The organism is Alistipes dispar (assembly GCF_006542685.1).
Taxonomy (GTDB): domain Bacteria; phylum Bacteroidota; class Bacteroidia; order Bacteroidales; family Rikenellaceae; genus Alistipes; species Alistipes dispar.
On sequence record NZ_AP019736.1, the window covers coordinates 2,618,835 to 2,633,780 of the forward strand.

Annotated in this window: 7 protein-coding genes; all 7 read right to left on the minus strand. The window is 60.3% G+C overall.

Features of this window, described 5'->3' with window-relative positions; translation table 11 throughout:
• Positions 1–426: 426 nt before the first annotated feature.
• The gene (locus FME97_RS10965; RefSeq protein ID WP_232522880.1) at positions 427–2,196 is read right to left on the minus strand and encodes a DUF4091 domain-containing protein; all 1,770 of its coding nucleotides are present in this window, start codon (positions 2,194–2,196) and stop codon (positions 427–429) included.
• A 22-nt stretch (positions 2,197–2,218) separates the two neighbouring features.
• A complete protein-coding gene (locus FME97_RS10970) occupies positions 2,219–6,910 on the minus strand; it encodes an alpha-N-acetylglucosaminidase TIM-barrel domain-containing protein (RefSeq protein WP_141429665.1) in 4,692 nt (1,563 codons plus the stop codon).
• Position 6,911: 1 nt separating this feature from the next.
• Positions 6,912–7,820: an endonuclease/exonuclease/phosphatase family protein gene (locus FME97_RS10975; RefSeq protein WP_141429666.1), complete on the minus strand. Its 909-nt coding sequence runs from the start codon at positions 7,818–7,820 to the stop codon at positions 6,912–6,914.
• Between the two features lie 83 nt (positions 7,821–7,903).
• Complete coding sequence (locus FME97_RS10980; RefSeq protein WP_141429667.1) at positions 7,904–9,691, minus strand: RagB/SusD family nutrient uptake outer membrane protein; 1,788 nt, start codon at positions 9,689–9,691, stop codon at positions 7,904–7,906.
• A gap of 13 nt (positions 9,692–9,704) precedes the next feature.
• On the minus strand, positions 9,705–13,181 hold the full coding sequence (locus FME97_RS10985; RefSeq protein ID WP_232522881.1) for a TonB-dependent receptor: 3,477 nt from the start codon (positions 13,179–13,181) through the stop codon (positions 9,705–9,707).
• A 92-nt stretch (positions 13,182–13,273) separates the two neighbouring features.
• On the minus strand, positions 13,274–14,296 hold the full coding sequence (locus FME97_RS10990; protein WP_162502081.1) for a FecR family protein: 1,023 nt from the start codon (positions 14,294–14,296) through the stop codon (positions 13,274–13,276).
• 66 nt (positions 14,297–14,362) lie between these two features.
• Complete coding sequence (locus FME97_RS10995) at positions 14,363–14,917, minus strand: RNA polymerase sigma-70 factor (RefSeq protein ID WP_162852165.1); 555 nt, start codon at positions 14,915–14,917, stop codon at positions 14,363–14,365.
• Between the last annotated feature and the right edge of the window lie 29 nt (positions 14,918–14,946).

Consider the following 14,946-nt stretch of genomic DNA (forward strand, 5'->3'; position numbering starts at 1 on the left):
CCTCCCGGTCCGTCCGGACCTCTTTTCTAACCTTTTCCCTGCCGCCTTTCCCGGCGGGGAAAAGGGTTTCCGGATTCCGGCGATAGTCCGGTCCCTCCGCCCGCCCGGCCCGGTTGTCCGTACCGAACTTCTTTCGTGATTGTCTTTCGGCTACGGTTCGTCAGTCTCTTCCGCCGCTCGTCCTGCTTACGGTCGGCATGCCGTTTCTGCGCTTCCGTTCCGGTCATCCGTCCGCCTTTCCCGGTTGTCTTTCCGCCGGACTTCACGTCGTACTTTCCGGTTCTTCTGCCGCTGTTCGGCCTGTTTTTCGGCCGCCTTTCCCGGCATCGTGTTTTCCGGCCGGACTCCGATGCGATGAAATCCGTCAGGACCGCTTATTCACGCCGAAAACAAGCCGCTCGTTGCGAGTGGCTTGTTCCGTCGGTGTCATCGAGACAGTTCGTTGAGTTTCCGTTTGGCCCGGGATAGTCTGTCGGGCCATCCCTTTTCCGGAGTGATGGTGGCGAATCCGGAGAGCAGCGTTTCGAGCTGTTCGAGCCGTGACGCGGCCTCCGGTGTTCCTTTGGCCGCGAACTCCTTTTTCAGAATCGAGATCTTCTCGGCATCCTGTATTCCTTCGACCAGCCGTTCGAACCGGACCGAAGAGCGTGCCCCGGGGTAAATGATGTATGTATCGCCGGCGGGGAAGGTCCTGAAACGCGAGTCGGTCAGCGGCTCCCCGACCCACGAATTGTAGGCCCAGCGCAGAAATCCGTCGTAACCGCAGGCGGCCATATACCATCCGGCATAGACCGCTTCGGCGGGGGCGGAGAAGGTGAACATGTTGGGGAAGCGGTCCGAACAGCAGACATAGTAGGTCGTTATGAAGCCTTGGGCGCGTCGCTCGGCGATATGCTGCGGCGGAACCCGGTCGCGGACTTTGACGCACATGCTGTTTATGAAAGGATAGTTCAGGTAGCTGTTCTTGTTGTCGGCCATGGCGATCCCCAGTTCGGGCGCCGTCTTCCGCAGGAGGCCGAGCGCATCGGTCATCTCCTCCGGCGAACGTTCGTCCATGGCGATATTCGTCCGTCCGAGCCACCCCTTTTCGCGGAGGTGTCCGGAGAAGTCGGTGAGGAACGGCACCCACAGCGCTTCGAAGGCCGGAGTGCCCGGATCGGCCGTCACATCGACGAAACGGCCCGTGGAACCGTCCCGGTAGTGGAGTTCGTTGTTCCACGGCAGCATCGAGTAGCAGTTGATGGTACGGTCGATTCCCAGCCCCGTCATCAGTTCGACCCACCGGTCGAAGACCGTGTAGTCGTAGCTCCACGATCCGTCTGCATTCTTTGTCCAGACGATCATGTCGGCATAGGCGTCGAAGCACTGGTTGTTCCACGGGTCCTTGTTCAGCGTCGTGGTGACGACCTTTTGGCCGGCGTCGGCCAGCAGCCGCATGTACGGGACAAGGGCCTCGAAGTGGGCGTCGCTCCACAGGTCGAGCCCTTCGACGCGGGCGACGGCCGCAGGGTGCTGCCAGAGGTCGAGGTAGTAGTTCCATTCGGCAGGGGGCGGGAGTTCCCGGCCGATGACCGTGAGTCCGATGTCGAATGTTCGGAGCTGCCGCCCTTTTGCATACACTTTTACCGTCGAAGCGTACTCTCCGGCGGGGGCGTCGGCCGGGATGGAGACCGTTATCCACACCGGACGGACGCTTCGGGCCTTTATGTCGAAAACCTCGATGTCGTCGAGCATGTCCGGAACCAGGTGCGGCGGGTAGATCGCCGGATCGTGATAGCCGCATTTGTTGCCGAACTCGTCGCTCAGGACATAGCGGACGAATCGGGCGCGGGCGGCGTCTTCGGGAAGCGTGTGCCCGTCCGATCGGAACGGCTCCACCTCGACCTCTACGCCTTCCGCACCGGAGGCGGTCCAGAGCAGCAGTTGGGCGGACACCCGTTCGCCGCGCCATCCCTCCAGCCGGGCGGATGTCGCGGGCGCTGCGTCCGGGGCGACCGAACGTCTGAAAACGGCGTCCGTGCTCACGAACGAGGCGTGGAGCCCTCGGGGAACGTCCGACCAGTCGGAGAGCGTGTCGGCCGTGGGGTCGGGCAGTTCGTCGAACGATGAGATTTTCCGGGCGGTCCCGCTGTCGCACGAGACGAGCGACAGGGAGAGCCCTGCGGACAATAACAACGAAGAAAGGTACGGTTTCATAGCCTGTCTTACTGGTTTTGGGTCAGTTCATGATCGGTTCCAACTCGATGTCGAGGCTGCCGCCCTCCGTGACGTCTATCTCCCGGCGTTCGTAGCCTTCCAGTTCGAAGACGGCCCGGTCGTTGGTCCGGATGCGGAGGGCGTATCTTCCGTGTCTGTCGGTCACGACGGCACGTGCGGGGGCCGATGCGGCGCAGACCCTGACGTTCGGCATGACCGCCGCCTGCACGTTGCGCACCGTTCCAGAAATCTCGACCTCCGCTCCCGGCTTCCGGACGGCGCCTGCTTCCGCACCGGTCGCCTTGGGGGCCGGGATGTCTGCGCGACCGGCCACGGTTACCGTGTCGCGGAGCCGGATGTCCCGGGAGGAGGCCCCGACCTGCAACTCGAAATCGCCCGGTTCGACGACCCTCCGCATGCCGGCATCGTACAGGGCGAGCTGTTGGACGGGTATCGAGAAACGAACCTGCCGCTCTTCGCCCGGGGCCAGCTCCACCTTGTCGAATGCCTGGAGTTGTCTGACGGGGGTCACAACGGAACTTATCGGATCCCGGACATACAGTTGCACGACTTCTCGGCCCGTCCGGCTGCCCGTGTTTTTCACGCGGACGTTCACCTTCAGGGTGTCGGTCGCGGTGAGCTCCCGGGAAACAGTCTCCATTCCGGAATATTCGAACCGCGTGTAGCTCAATCCGTATCCGAACGGATAGAGCGGTTCGGGGTCCGAGAAGACGTAATCGCGCCCCGGACTGTCGGGGGAGCCTTTCTTGTTGTAGTAGCCTTTGTCCGTGGGCAGGTGATTGTAGTAGCACGGCAGGTGTCCGGCGCTCTGCGGAAACGAGACGGGGAGCCTGCCCGAAGGGTTCGTTTTCCCGAAAAGTATTCCTGCGACGGAGGCTCCGGCCTCCTCGCCGGCATACCACTGCACGAGCACGGCATCCGCCAGTTCCCGGATGCGGGCCAGTTCGAACGGTTTGCCCGTCACGAGCACGACTATCATCGGTTTGCCCGTCCGGGCGAGTTCTTCGACGAGTTCCTCCTGCACGCCCGGCAGACGCAGACTGGTAAGATCGTAGCCCTCCCCGCTGGTCGCCGGTTCGGATGCCCGGGCGAGTACGGCGCTCTGCGACCCGACGAATGCTACGACGACGTCGCTCCGGCGGGCGGCTTTCAGGGCTTCGCCGAACCCGCTTTCGTCCTGCGAATAGGGATCGCATCCCTCCGCATAGTTCACCCGCACGCCGGAGCCGGCCAGGTATTCCCGGATTCCGCGCAGCGGGGTGACGCCCTCGTCCTTCTCCGCGCTCCAACTGTAATCGCCGAACTGTACGCGGTCGGCGTTCGGGCCGATGACGGCCACCGACCGCAGTTTGCCGGGCGACAGCGGCAGCACGCCGTTGCGGTTTTCGAGCAGTACGGCGCTTTCGTCGGCGATCTGCCGGGCGAGGCGCACGGCTTCTGGAGCGTGTATCTTCCGCCGCCAGCCGAGCGTGTCCGCCGGTTCCCCGTCGAAGAGGCCGGAAGCGAATTTGGCGAATAAAATGTTGCCGACGGCCCGGTCGATGTGTTTTTCGTCGAGAAATCCTTCCCGGACCATTCGTTCCGCATGTCGGTATTCTTCGCTCCCGGCTTCGAGGTCGATGCCGGCTTCGATGGCCATGCGGGCTGCGGCGCCTCCGGGAGCGGCCACGCGGTGGAAATGCGAGAGCATCCTGACCGAACCCCAGTCGGAGTAGACGTATCCCCTGAATCCGAGGCTGTCGCGCAGCAGTCCGGTCATCAGGGATTTCGAACCCGTGACCGCCTCGTCGTCGTAGGAACTGTAACAATTCATGGCAGACAGCGGCTTCGTCGCGGCGATCAGTTCCCGGAAGGGTTTCACGTAAAGGCTCATCAGCTCCCGTTTGCCGCCTTTCACCGAGGCCAGGTTGAGCCCTGCCGTGGGGGTGCCGTGTGCGACGAAGTGCTTGGGTGTCGTGATCATGCCTTTGGCGTGCATGGCTTGCATGTAGGCGGCGCCCATGCATGAGATCAGGTGCGGGTCTTCGCCGAAAGTCTCTTCGACGCGCCCCCAGCGCAGCTCCCGGGCGATGTCGAGTACGGGAGCGAGCACCTGTTTTGCACCGATGGCCTCCATTTCGTCGGCGATATGGCCGGCCATTCCGCCGACGAGTTGCGGGTTGAAGGTCGCGCCCTGCGCAATGGCCTGCGGAAAGATCGTGCTGCCGTCCTGCACGACACCGTGAAGCCCCTCCATGACGGGAATGACCGGAATGCCGAGGCGGGTGTCGCTGCGCATGTACGCCTGTATCTGCCGCATGGCCTTCATGTACTGTTCGGAGGAGTAGGGGAACGCCTCGACGCATCCCCAGCCGACCCCGCCGGTGGAGGAGGCCAGTTTTTCGAGATCGACCTCTCCTCCGTCGTCGAAGTGTTTGAAATGGATGTGGCGCATCTGCGCGATCTTTTCACGCAGGGTCATCCGTCCCAGCAGGTCGTTCGCACGTTCCCGGGGCGTGAGGTTCCGGTCCTTGTAGGGCGGACGCACGGCAAGCAGCACCGAATCCACCTTGGCGAGCAGCTCTCCGCGCGGTTCGGTCGGGTACTCCTTTCCGGAATCGGCCCATGCCTTTTCCATGCCGAAATAGTCCGGTTCGGGGATTTTCCGGCCCTCCATATCGGCGCTCAGATACTCGAAGAAAGCCTTCCAGCGCGGCAGGTAGTAATCAGCGAGCAGGCCGCTCCATTCCTTGTTGGCATAGTCGTGCACGCGGGTATTCGGATCGGCGGGTCCCCAGTAGGTGATCTGCGTCTTGGCGTTTTTCAACGACTGACGGCGTTCCTGTTCGTTGTCGCCGTAATGCAGGGCCTTGTCGAGCCATCGTCCCAGCAGAAAATCCGGTTGCGTGCCCGTGAGACGGTCCTGAAGTCCGAGCAGCGCGAGGAAATCGGCCGCAAGCAGACCGAACCCTTCACGATCGCCGCGACGGTATGCCTTGACGGTCCTTTGGTAGATATCCCGGGCGTGGTTGGCGAGCACTTGGCGTGCCAGATCGGCCAGGTCGTAACGGTATGTCGGCGAGTTCCCGTACTGCTCCGCCGCCTTGCGGAACAGGACCAGCGCATCGACGAGCTTTGCCGGGTCGTACTGGAACCGTTTGGGGCCCCATGTCGAAACGCTGGTGACGTCCAGTCCGGGGCGGGCGCAGAAGATGGATTCGAAGGTCCCTTCCCCCTTGATGGCGAACTCGCCGTAAACGGACCCCAGCAACAGCCGCCAGGCTTCGTGGACATGGTCGTTCCATGTGCCGTAGCGATAGGCGATGTATCGGCGCAGGTAGTCGTCGGGATCGGGCGCTCCGGGCTCCCAGGCCGTTTTCAGGGCCCAGTCATAGACGATCGGATTGGCGGCGATACCTTCGGGCAGGATACCCACGCCGCAGAGGAGATTCTTGGATTCGGAACGGGCCTCGTGGGGTCCCGCGAGAATCACCGGAAGCTGGCCGCCCATATCGGTCTTGCCGCCGAAATGGTTTACGGTGGCCCAGATCCACGGGGTGCCGTAGAACTCCCCGGTGTTTCGCCACGTCGAACCGCTCTCCCCGAAGAGGTCGATGACCACGGTCAATGCCGGGTCGAGCCCTGCGAGCAGTTCCTTCTTCGGATTGCCGCTCCATCCCTGGAGCATCCATTTCGATCCGGGGAAATGCCGCTGCATGGAGGCCTGGATCAACGACGCTGTGCGGGTCACGTGCATCCCGGTCGTATCGCCTCCCTCGTGGAAGAGGTCGCCGCCGAGGTAGTTCACCGAGTCGCCGTAGAGTTCCCGCAGGACGGAGTAGTAGCGGTCGGCCATCCGGTCGAAGAGCGGGTCTTCGGGGAGCAGGATCGCGGGGCGGGGGAAGATGCGTCCCCACAATCCCTGATCGACGATCCGGGCGTCGGGGTATTTCTCCCGGAGCTTGTTGGGAACCATGCCCCAGAAGCCCTGCAATACGGGTTCGATGCCCAGTTCGGCCATCCGCGCCAGGATACGCCGCTGCATCCGGGCCCGGCTTTCCATCATGCCGCGGCTCATCGGGCCGCCCCATCCTTCGAGATTGCCCATGAGCCACCATGCCGTGAAAGCCGGCCCCGGGATGAAGTCACCGATCTCCTCTTCGGTAAATCCGGCGTCTTCCAGCGTTCGGGCCCAGACGAGTTCGGTCCCCAGGGGGGCGAGCATGAGATTGACGCCGTTCAGGGCCATCCAGTCGAGTTCGCGCTCCCAGTCGTTCCAGTCGTAAAACGAATAGGTATAGTTGTATGTGCAGTAGTTGAGGGCGTAGCGGTAGCGGAACGGAGAGCGGACCGTCACCGAAGGTACGACTTCCGGAAGCGACGGCAGATCGTGCAGGTTGTCGCCGTTGTGCGACAGGCTCATCCCGCAGTAATGGTTCAGGTAGTAATTGACGGCCGTGGCTGCCGCGGAGGACGAGGACGCTTCGATCGTCAGCCGTCCTTGCCGTGCGGAGAGTGTGAATGCGTCGCAGCTTCCTGCGGCATCGGACGCAGGACGGAAATCGACCTTGCCGGCCAGAAAGGGGATGCGGCGCTCCACGAGCCGGGCGACGCCGCTGAAATCCGGCTGCTCCGGAGCCGCTCCGGCCAGGATCGGAATCGACAGGGACAGGACGAGGAGCCCCGTCCGGCAAAATGAAGTCAGGCGTAGCATTTTATTTCAGTTCGATGTCCAGATAGACCGGGAAATGATCCGATACGGTGTCGAGGTCCTCGACCTTGCCGTTGAAATTCAGTTTTTTCACGACTCCGGTTTCGAGAAAGTTTACCGCGGACGGTTGGTCGTTGCCGTCGAACAGGATGTAGTCGATGGTTTCGTTGGGCTGGCCGGGAAGCGTCCCTTCGGTAGAGCTCTTGATCGCAAATTCGCTCGTGAGGATGGGGAAGGCCGCGCCGCCGCCCGACCATCTGTGGGAGTCGTTGAGGTCGCCGGCGAGGAACACCGGTTTCCGGTAACCGTTCGACACTTCGTTGATGATGGAGGCGCTCCGCCGTCTCGCGTCGTCGTTCAGGTCGAGATGGGTTCCCATGAAGACGAAATCGGGCGTTTCGACGACGATCAGCATGCGGCCCTCGTCGCCCGGCAGTTCGACCATTTCCACATTTTGGACCCCCAGGTCTTTCTTGACGAGGACTCCGGGGCCGATCTTGCCGCCCATGTAGTCCGCCGCCGGGGCGAAAATGACCTGGTAGTCGATGCCGGTCGCGTCGGCGATTTCCTGCAACAGGTCGCGTTTGTTGCGGTTCAGCGCCCCTTTGTCGAGTTCCTGGATCGCTACGATGTCGGCGTCGAGCGTCTTGATCACCCGGGCGAAGTTTTCCGTGTTCGTCTGCGAGACGGCCGGTGTCCCTGTGTTGCTGCGGCAATAGTAGGAATTGTAGGTCATCAGCCGGATTGCCGACTGCGAGGTTTTGGGGTATTTGTACTCTTCGGAAGTGCCGCTTTCGTTGCCGCCGATGCCTCCGGTGCTGAGCTTCGGTGTCTCCGATTTTCCGCACGAGGTGAGGGGAAGCATGCCCGCGAGGAGCATGACGGCGAGGATGATTTTGCCTGAATTTTTCATAACAAGATTCTTGTTTGCGCTGTTTTTCTTTGAACGGTGGCATGCGGCGGTGCGGCTTTGCGTACCGCCGCATGCCACGCGGTTTACCAGTTCGGATTCTGTTTGATCTTGTCGGGAGCGAACTGAATCTGCGACAGCGGCAGCGGATAGAGATAATCCCTGTCTTCGCGCCACTCGCGCGGTTCGGTCTCGGTGTTGTGGACGATGATGTTGCCTCCGGCGGCTCCGGTCAGTTCGAAGGCGCTGCCGATCTTGAGGAACGTCTTGATGACGGCGAGTTCCGGATGGTCCGCGGCCTTCGGCGCCGAAGAGGTCGTGTAGAGGCAGACATCCAGTGCGCTGACGTCGCCGCTGCCGTCGAGGTCATAGATGCGGTATCCGTCGGAGTTCATGCCGGGCGTGAAGTACATGCCCTTGAACTCCTGTTCGAACATTTTACCCTCTTTCCAGCGTACCATGTCGTAGTAGCGGTGTCCTTCGGCGATCAGTTCGATGGTCCGTTCGCGGCGGATTTCGAGGATGACGCCCTTGTTCTCGCCGCTGACATGCGGATATCCCGTCACGTCGCTGGTAAGATACGGATCCGGATTGTCGTTGGCCTCTTCCATGTCGAGATTCGGCATGCCCACCCGGTCGCGGATCGGTTTGATGGATTTGTCGATATCCGTCTGGGTCAGCGTTCCGCGTTCGGCCTTGGCCTCGGCGAAGTTCAGGTAGACTTCGGCGGCACGGAAGAGGATGATGTCGTTGTACGACTTATTGTAACCGTCCTGACTGGGATCGGTCACCCATTTGGTCAGCTGGTATCCGGTCGTCGAGCACGAGAAGTCGGGCGAGAGTCGGTCCGTCTGGCCTATGCGGGTGTAGCCCGGTCCGCGGACGGTCTGCGTGAGCCGCGGGTCGCGGTCCTGCATCTCCTGATAGAACTCCATTGTGGCGTATCCCGGAACGTCCGTGAAACGGCTGCCGTCCGTCTTGAGGTAGCTGTCCACGATCTTCTTGTTCAGTCCCGGCATACCGTAGGTGTTGGAGAGCGTGTAGTTGTTGGCGTTATGAATGATGTTCAGCCCGATTTCGTAGTCGCGGGCCAGGATCACTTCCGTGGAGATGGCGTTGTTCGACGAGAAGAGGTCCCGGTAGGGGGTCTGCGAACCCTTGTATATCTGATACGGACTCTCGTCGATGAACTGTTCTGCCGCCTCGATGCATTCGTCCAGGTACTCTTCGTAACCGGCTATGCCGTGGTATTTGCGGAATGTGCCTTCGAAAAGACAGATCCGCGACTTGAGGGCGAGGGCGGTCCACTGCGTGACGCTGTAGACGTTCTGTTCCTGCGGCAGTTTGTCGATGGCGTAGTCGATGTCCTCGAGAATCTTGGACATGACCAGTTCGCGGGAGTCGCGGGCCTTGTATAGATCGGGGTCGTCCGATTTCAGGGGCCGGTCGTACCAGGGCACGTCGCCGAAGCGTTTCACTTTCTCGAAATAGAAGTAGGCGCGGAAGAACCGGGCCACGCCGTCATAGCGCTCGCGGGCCTTCGTGTCGCTGCAGCGGTGCGAATAGTGGAGGTAGTTGTTGATGTAGGTGAGCGGCTGCCAGCTCCCGGTGTCCCATCCGCCGCCTTCATTGACGACCGTGCGCGTACCCGACACTTCGGGCTGGAGCGTCGTCACGATGATGACGTCGGCACTTTCGGAGTAGATGCTGCTTGCCTCGGGAAAGTTCTGCTGGTAAAAGGTATTGGTGAAGGTTTCCAGTTCCGCCTCGTTGTTGAAATAGTTCTCGGGAGCCAGCTTGTCCAGCGGGAATTCATCGAGATTGCACGAAACGAACACCGCGGCGATACATAGGGTATAGAATGTCTTTTTCATGACTTTGGTTTGTTTAGAAACTGATATCGACTCCGAATGAGTAGGTCTTCGAGAACGGGTAAACGCGTCCGTTCGCATCGGAGGTCATCTGTTCGGGATCGAGGTAATCGCTCTTCAGTTTGGTCCATGTGAAGAGGTTGTCCCCGCTGAAATAGACCCTGATTCGCTCGATCCCGACCTTGGAGGTCAGCGACGAGGGAAGCGTATAGCCGAAGGTCAGGTTCTTCAGACGGCAGTAGGCAAGGTTCTGCAGGTACCGGTCGTTGATCTGGGCGAGCGAACGCGAACCCTGCGCGGCATAACCCCGGGCCTTGGGATAGTAGGCGTCGGGAGTGTCCTCGGTCCACACGTCTGTCAGGAACGTGGTCGGGATGAACGAGGAGTACGGTCGGGCGTAGGGACCCCAGAAAAGCATGTTGTTGGCGCCCGGATAGATATGCTGGCGGCCGATACCCTGGAAGAACACGGAGAAGTCGAATCCGTACCAGGAGAATCCGGCGTTGATGCTGTAATGGTAGCGCGGCCGCGAGTTGCCGATCACGCGCAGGTCGCCGGGGTCGTCGGAAGTGTAGTCGCCGTAATCGACTTCGCCGCTGTCGTCCAGATCGGCATAGATGAGGTCGCCGGCCTGCAGGCCGCGGTAGGCGCCCACCGCTTCGTTGTAGATGTTCGGGTTCACGAAACTCTGGTCCACCTTGCGGCCGGCAGCCTCGGCGTCGGTCCGGAACAGGCCCTCGATGTGGTAACCCCAGATTTCACCCACGTCACGGCCGACGATGTAGGTCCGCAGCGAGTTGGTCGGGTTGTCGAACTTCGTGATTTTGGCTTTGCTGTCGGCGAGCGTGAAGCTTACGTTGTAGGAGAAGGGCTTTCGGCAGAGGCTGAAGCTGTCCTGCCAGCCGAGCGTGATTTCGTATCCCCGGGTGCGCAGGTCGCCGGCGTTCATGTTCGGCGATGCCATGCCGTAGACGCCCGGCAGTTCCTTGCCCGGGATGAGCATGTCCTTCGTGTCGCGGATGTAGAAATCGGCGGTGGCCGTCAGACGGTTCCCGAAGAATCCCAGATCGAGGCCGAGGTTCTTCGTTATGATCGTCTCCCAGGTCAGGTCGCCCGACTGCGGGGCGCCGAGGCTCGTGATGTAGATCTTGTTGCCGTTCATCAGGTAGGAGGTCGAGAGCGAGGGGCTCAGCGACTGTATGTAGGGGTAGCTGTCGGCGATGGCCTGGTTTCCGAGCGATCCGACCGAGGCGCGCAGCTTGACGTTGTCGATCACCTTGCGTAGAGGCTCCATGAAGTTTTCCTCGCTGATCCTCCATCCGAGGGCCACGGAGGGGAAGAATCCCCACCGGTCGTGTTTCGGGAAGCGGGACGAACCGTCCCAGCGGAAGTTCACCTCGGCGAGGTATTTTCCGGCGAAGTCGTAGGTTCCGCGGCCGAAGAAGCCGAGCAGCGCCCAGCGGCTCTGCCCGCCCGACGCCTCGGCCACGCCCGTTCCCAGGTTGAGGTCGTTGAGGTAGTCGGACTGGAGCGAGGACTTGGCTCCGTAGATGAGCTTGTAGCGGTATGCCTCGTGGTTCATACCGGCGAGCACCTTGAAATTGTGTCGGTTGATGCTGTGCTCGTAGGTCGTGTAGAGATCATAGGTGTAGTGCTCCTCGACGGCCGAGTTTTCGCGCAGCTTGTCGCTGAAAAAACCGGTCGTGGCCGTTTTCATTTCGCCATAGGCGTCCGAGTAGGAGATGTTGGCCGAACGGAACGTCTTTTCCCTTTGATAGCGCTTGTAGCTGAATGTCCCGACGATGCTCCATCCCTCGATGGGCGTTATCACGCCTCCGATCGTCGTGGTGTATTGGGTCTGTTTCAGCTGAGAGAAGGCCTTGCCCTGCGCTACCGCGGCCGCCATGCCGTCGGCCGGAGCCGATCCCGTGACCTCGGTGGTGTATACGCTTGAGCCGTCCGGGTTGTACGGCGTGATGAAAGGCATTGCGTGGAAGGTGTAGTTGGGAATGTTGCCGCCGTCCTCGAAGTCGTAACCCGGCGAACGGTAGTTCGAATGGAACAGACGGGCGGCTCCGTTTATCGAGAGCCACGGTTTGACTTTCCCGCCGAACTTCATGTTCAGGTTGTTGGTCGTGTATTTGTCGGTGTTTTGGGCGTAGAGGCCCTCTTTGGTGTAGTGGTTGCCGCTGACCAGGTAGTTGAACTTCTCGTTGCCGCCGCTGATGCTCAGGTCGTGATCCCACGTGGGCTGGGTGTAGTCGAAGAGGTAGTCGTACCAGTTGAAGTTGGCGTAGTACATGTATTTGCCGTTTTTCTGTACTACCCAGGGCCTGTCGGGGTTCTCGGTCCGGTCGTTGCGGCGCTGGTACAGCTGGCGGAAATCCTCTCCGTCATAGCGCGTGTAGGGGCTGCCGTTGTAGGATTTGTTGAATTCGTCGGCAAGGACGGCCGCATCGTATCCGGTCGTGATGAAATCCGTGCAGGCCGTCGGGGCCGAGACGCTGAAACGGCCGCTGTAATTGATCCGCATTTTGCCGTCCGCGTTGTTCTTCGTGGTGATCAGGATCACGCCGAAGCCGGCGCGGGCTCCGTAGATCGCCGCAGAGGCGGCGTCCTTGAGCACCGACACCGATTCCACGTCGTTGGGGTTCACCCGGTCGATGTTGCCCTCGATGCCGTCGATGAGCACGAGCGGGGCCCCGCTGCCGTTGATCGACGCCACGCCGCGGATGTTGAGGTTGGTCTCGGCGCCCGGAAGACCGGATCCGTAGGTGATGTTGAGGTTGGGGATCGCGCCCTGCAGCGCCTTGCCCAGCGACGATACCGGCCGGTCCTTGATCTCCTCGGACGTCACTTGCGAGACGGCGCCCAGCAGGTTGGCCTTCTTCTGCGTGCCGTAACCTACGACGACTACCGCCTCCATGCTCTTGCTGTCCTCTTTGAGTGTGACCGACATGTCCGGTACGGCTTTGAGTGCCTGGTTCTCATAGCCCAGGTAGGAGACGATGAGGTATGCGCCCTGGGGTACGCGGATGAAGAAGCGTCCGTCGTTTCCCGTCGTGGTGCCGCGGTTGCCGGTCTCCGTGACGACGGTGACGCCGACCAGCGGATTGCCTTCGTGATCGGTTACCTTGCCCGTTACGTCGATCTCTTTCGACTGCGGAGCCGCGGGTTTCTTCTCTTTCAGGAAAAGCACGACCTGCATGTTGGCGATTTCGAATCCCAGATTGGTCGTCTTCAGCATGCGGCCGATCGCTTCCGCGACGGGCATATTCCGCGCCAAGAGCGAGACTTTTTGGGTCAGATCCGTTTTTTTGACGTCGTAGAAGAACGTGTATCCGCTCGTTTTTTCGATGGTGCCGATGGCTTCGGAAAGGGGGATTCCGGAGAAACTGGCCGTGATCCTCTTCTCCGTCCCCCGGCCCTGGCCGAATGTTACCCCCCCCCACAAGACGAGCAGAAAGGTAACGAGGAAAAGTCTTGACTTCATATTTTTAAGGTTAAAGTTAGCGTTGCAGGAGGCTGGCTGCCGGCTTTTCCGACAGCTGCCTGATTGCAGATTCGATATGTCGCATCGCGGAGTTACAAACCCCGTTTTTTCGATATGCGAAGACAGTTGTCTTCCGTAAAGCGGTATTCTATGGGATTCAGACGGGCCATGATCCGCAGGACCTCTTCGATCGGTTCGTTGCCGAGGGTGAACGTGTAAACGTATTCGGTCGCTATCGCGGGATCGACGCTTATCCGGATGTCGTACCACCGCGAAAGGTAATGGCTGATGTATTGCAGGTCCTTTTCCCGGAAGACCAGCTTTTCCTTCGACCAGCACCGTTCGAGCTCGACATTTCCCTGCGAGATGGTGATGCGTCCTGCGGAGTCGCAGTCGGCGATCTCGCCGGGGACCATGAAAAACTCTTTCCCGGCCCGATTCAGCGATACCGATCCTTCGATGAGACCGACCACCGTTTTGCCCGGCACTTCGGTCGTGCGGACGTTGAACTCCGTGCCGTGTACGGCAACCGTCAGGTTTTCGGTCTCCACGACGAAACGTCGTTTTTCGTCCTTCGCCACGTCGAAGAATGCCTCGCCCGACAACCGTACCACCCGTTCGCCGTTCCCGATACCGGTGTTCAGCGTGAGCGTCGTGTTGTTGCGCATGAAGATTCTGGTTCCGTCGGACAGCAGAATTTCGGACTTCCCGCGGATCGTGGAGTACTGCTGTATGCGGAGTTCCTCTTCCGCTGCGGACCGGCCGGCGAGTTGCGACAGCACGTGTCCGCCTGCGATCAGACAGACTGCGGCGGCCGCCGCAATGGTCCGACGGAGCAGTTTTCCGGAGCGTCTGGCCGACAGTCGGGGTTCCGATGCTTTTTTCGCTGTCGTACCGATCGTACGGGCCGAGAGTTCGCGCCAACCCTTTTCGACATCCGGTTCATAAGCCGCCTGCCGTGAAATGCCCTCCCACAGCCCGGTCAGCTCGCGGTAGATGCGTGCGTTGGAGCCGCTCGCAAGCCAGGCTTCGAGGCGGGCCTCCTGTTCGGGGGTGGAGGTTCGTTTCAGGCGGGCGATTATTTCATCCCAAGGTATGTCTTTGCCGATACTCATCTTATCCATAATATACAGGTAGGACACGAAAAACAGATGCAACCCTTACGCGAAAAGCCGCATATTTCAAAAAAACATACATAAAAGGACCATCTTGTCCGTTATGTAGCTGCGAATCGCTTTGAGCGCTTTGGTGATCTGTGCTTCGACCGTCTTGACCGAAATGTTCAGTTGTTCGGCGATCTCGCGGTTGGACATCTCCTCGTTACGGCTCTTCAGGAATACGTCCCGGCATTTGTCGGGCAGGGACAGGATGGCCTCTTCGATGAAATGGTTCAGCTCTTCGACCTCCATGTCGCGGTTCTCCTCGCAGCATAGTTCGACCATCACGTCGCTCAGGTATACCGAGGGACCGTTGTCGCGAAGGTAATTGATGCACCGGTTTCTAACCGACCGGAACAGATAAGCGCACAACGAACTTTTGATCCCGATCCGGGTCCGGTTCTCCCAAATGTGGATGAAGACGTTCATCACCACCTCCTCTGCCGGCTGTTCGGATTTCAGGATCAGTCTCGCATACCGGCACAAGGGAACATAATAGCTTTCGAAAAGGAGGCTGAATGCTTTTTCGTCATCCTTTTTAAGCAGTTCAAGCAACAGGCGATCGTTGAACTTTTTCAAAACGTTCGGGTATTCGGATTCGTGAATAT

Coding starts and splice junctions, on each gene's coding strand:
- FME97_RS10965 (WP_232522880.1), bottom strand. CDS start 2,196: ATGAAACCGTACCTTTCTTCGTTGTTATTGTCCGCAGGGCTCTCCCTG.
- FME97_RS10970 (WP_141429665.1), bottom strand. CDS start 6,910: ATGCTACGCCTGACTTCATTTTGCCGGACGGGGCTCCTCGTCCTGTCC.
- FME97_RS10975 (WP_141429666.1), bottom strand. CDS start 7,820: ATGAAAAATTCAGGCAAAATCATCCTCGCCGTCATGCTCCTCGCGGGC.
- FME97_RS10980 (WP_141429667.1), bottom strand. CDS start 9,691: ATGAAAAAGACATTCTATACCCTATGTATCGCCGCGGTGTTCGTTTCG.
- FME97_RS10985 (WP_232522881.1), bottom strand. CDS start 13,181: ATGAAGTCAAGACTTTTCCTCGTTACCTTTCTGCTCGTCTTGTGGGGG.
- FME97_RS10990 (WP_162502081.1), bottom strand. CDS start 14,296: ATGAGTATCGGCAAAGACATACCTTGGGATGAAATAATCGCCCGCCTG.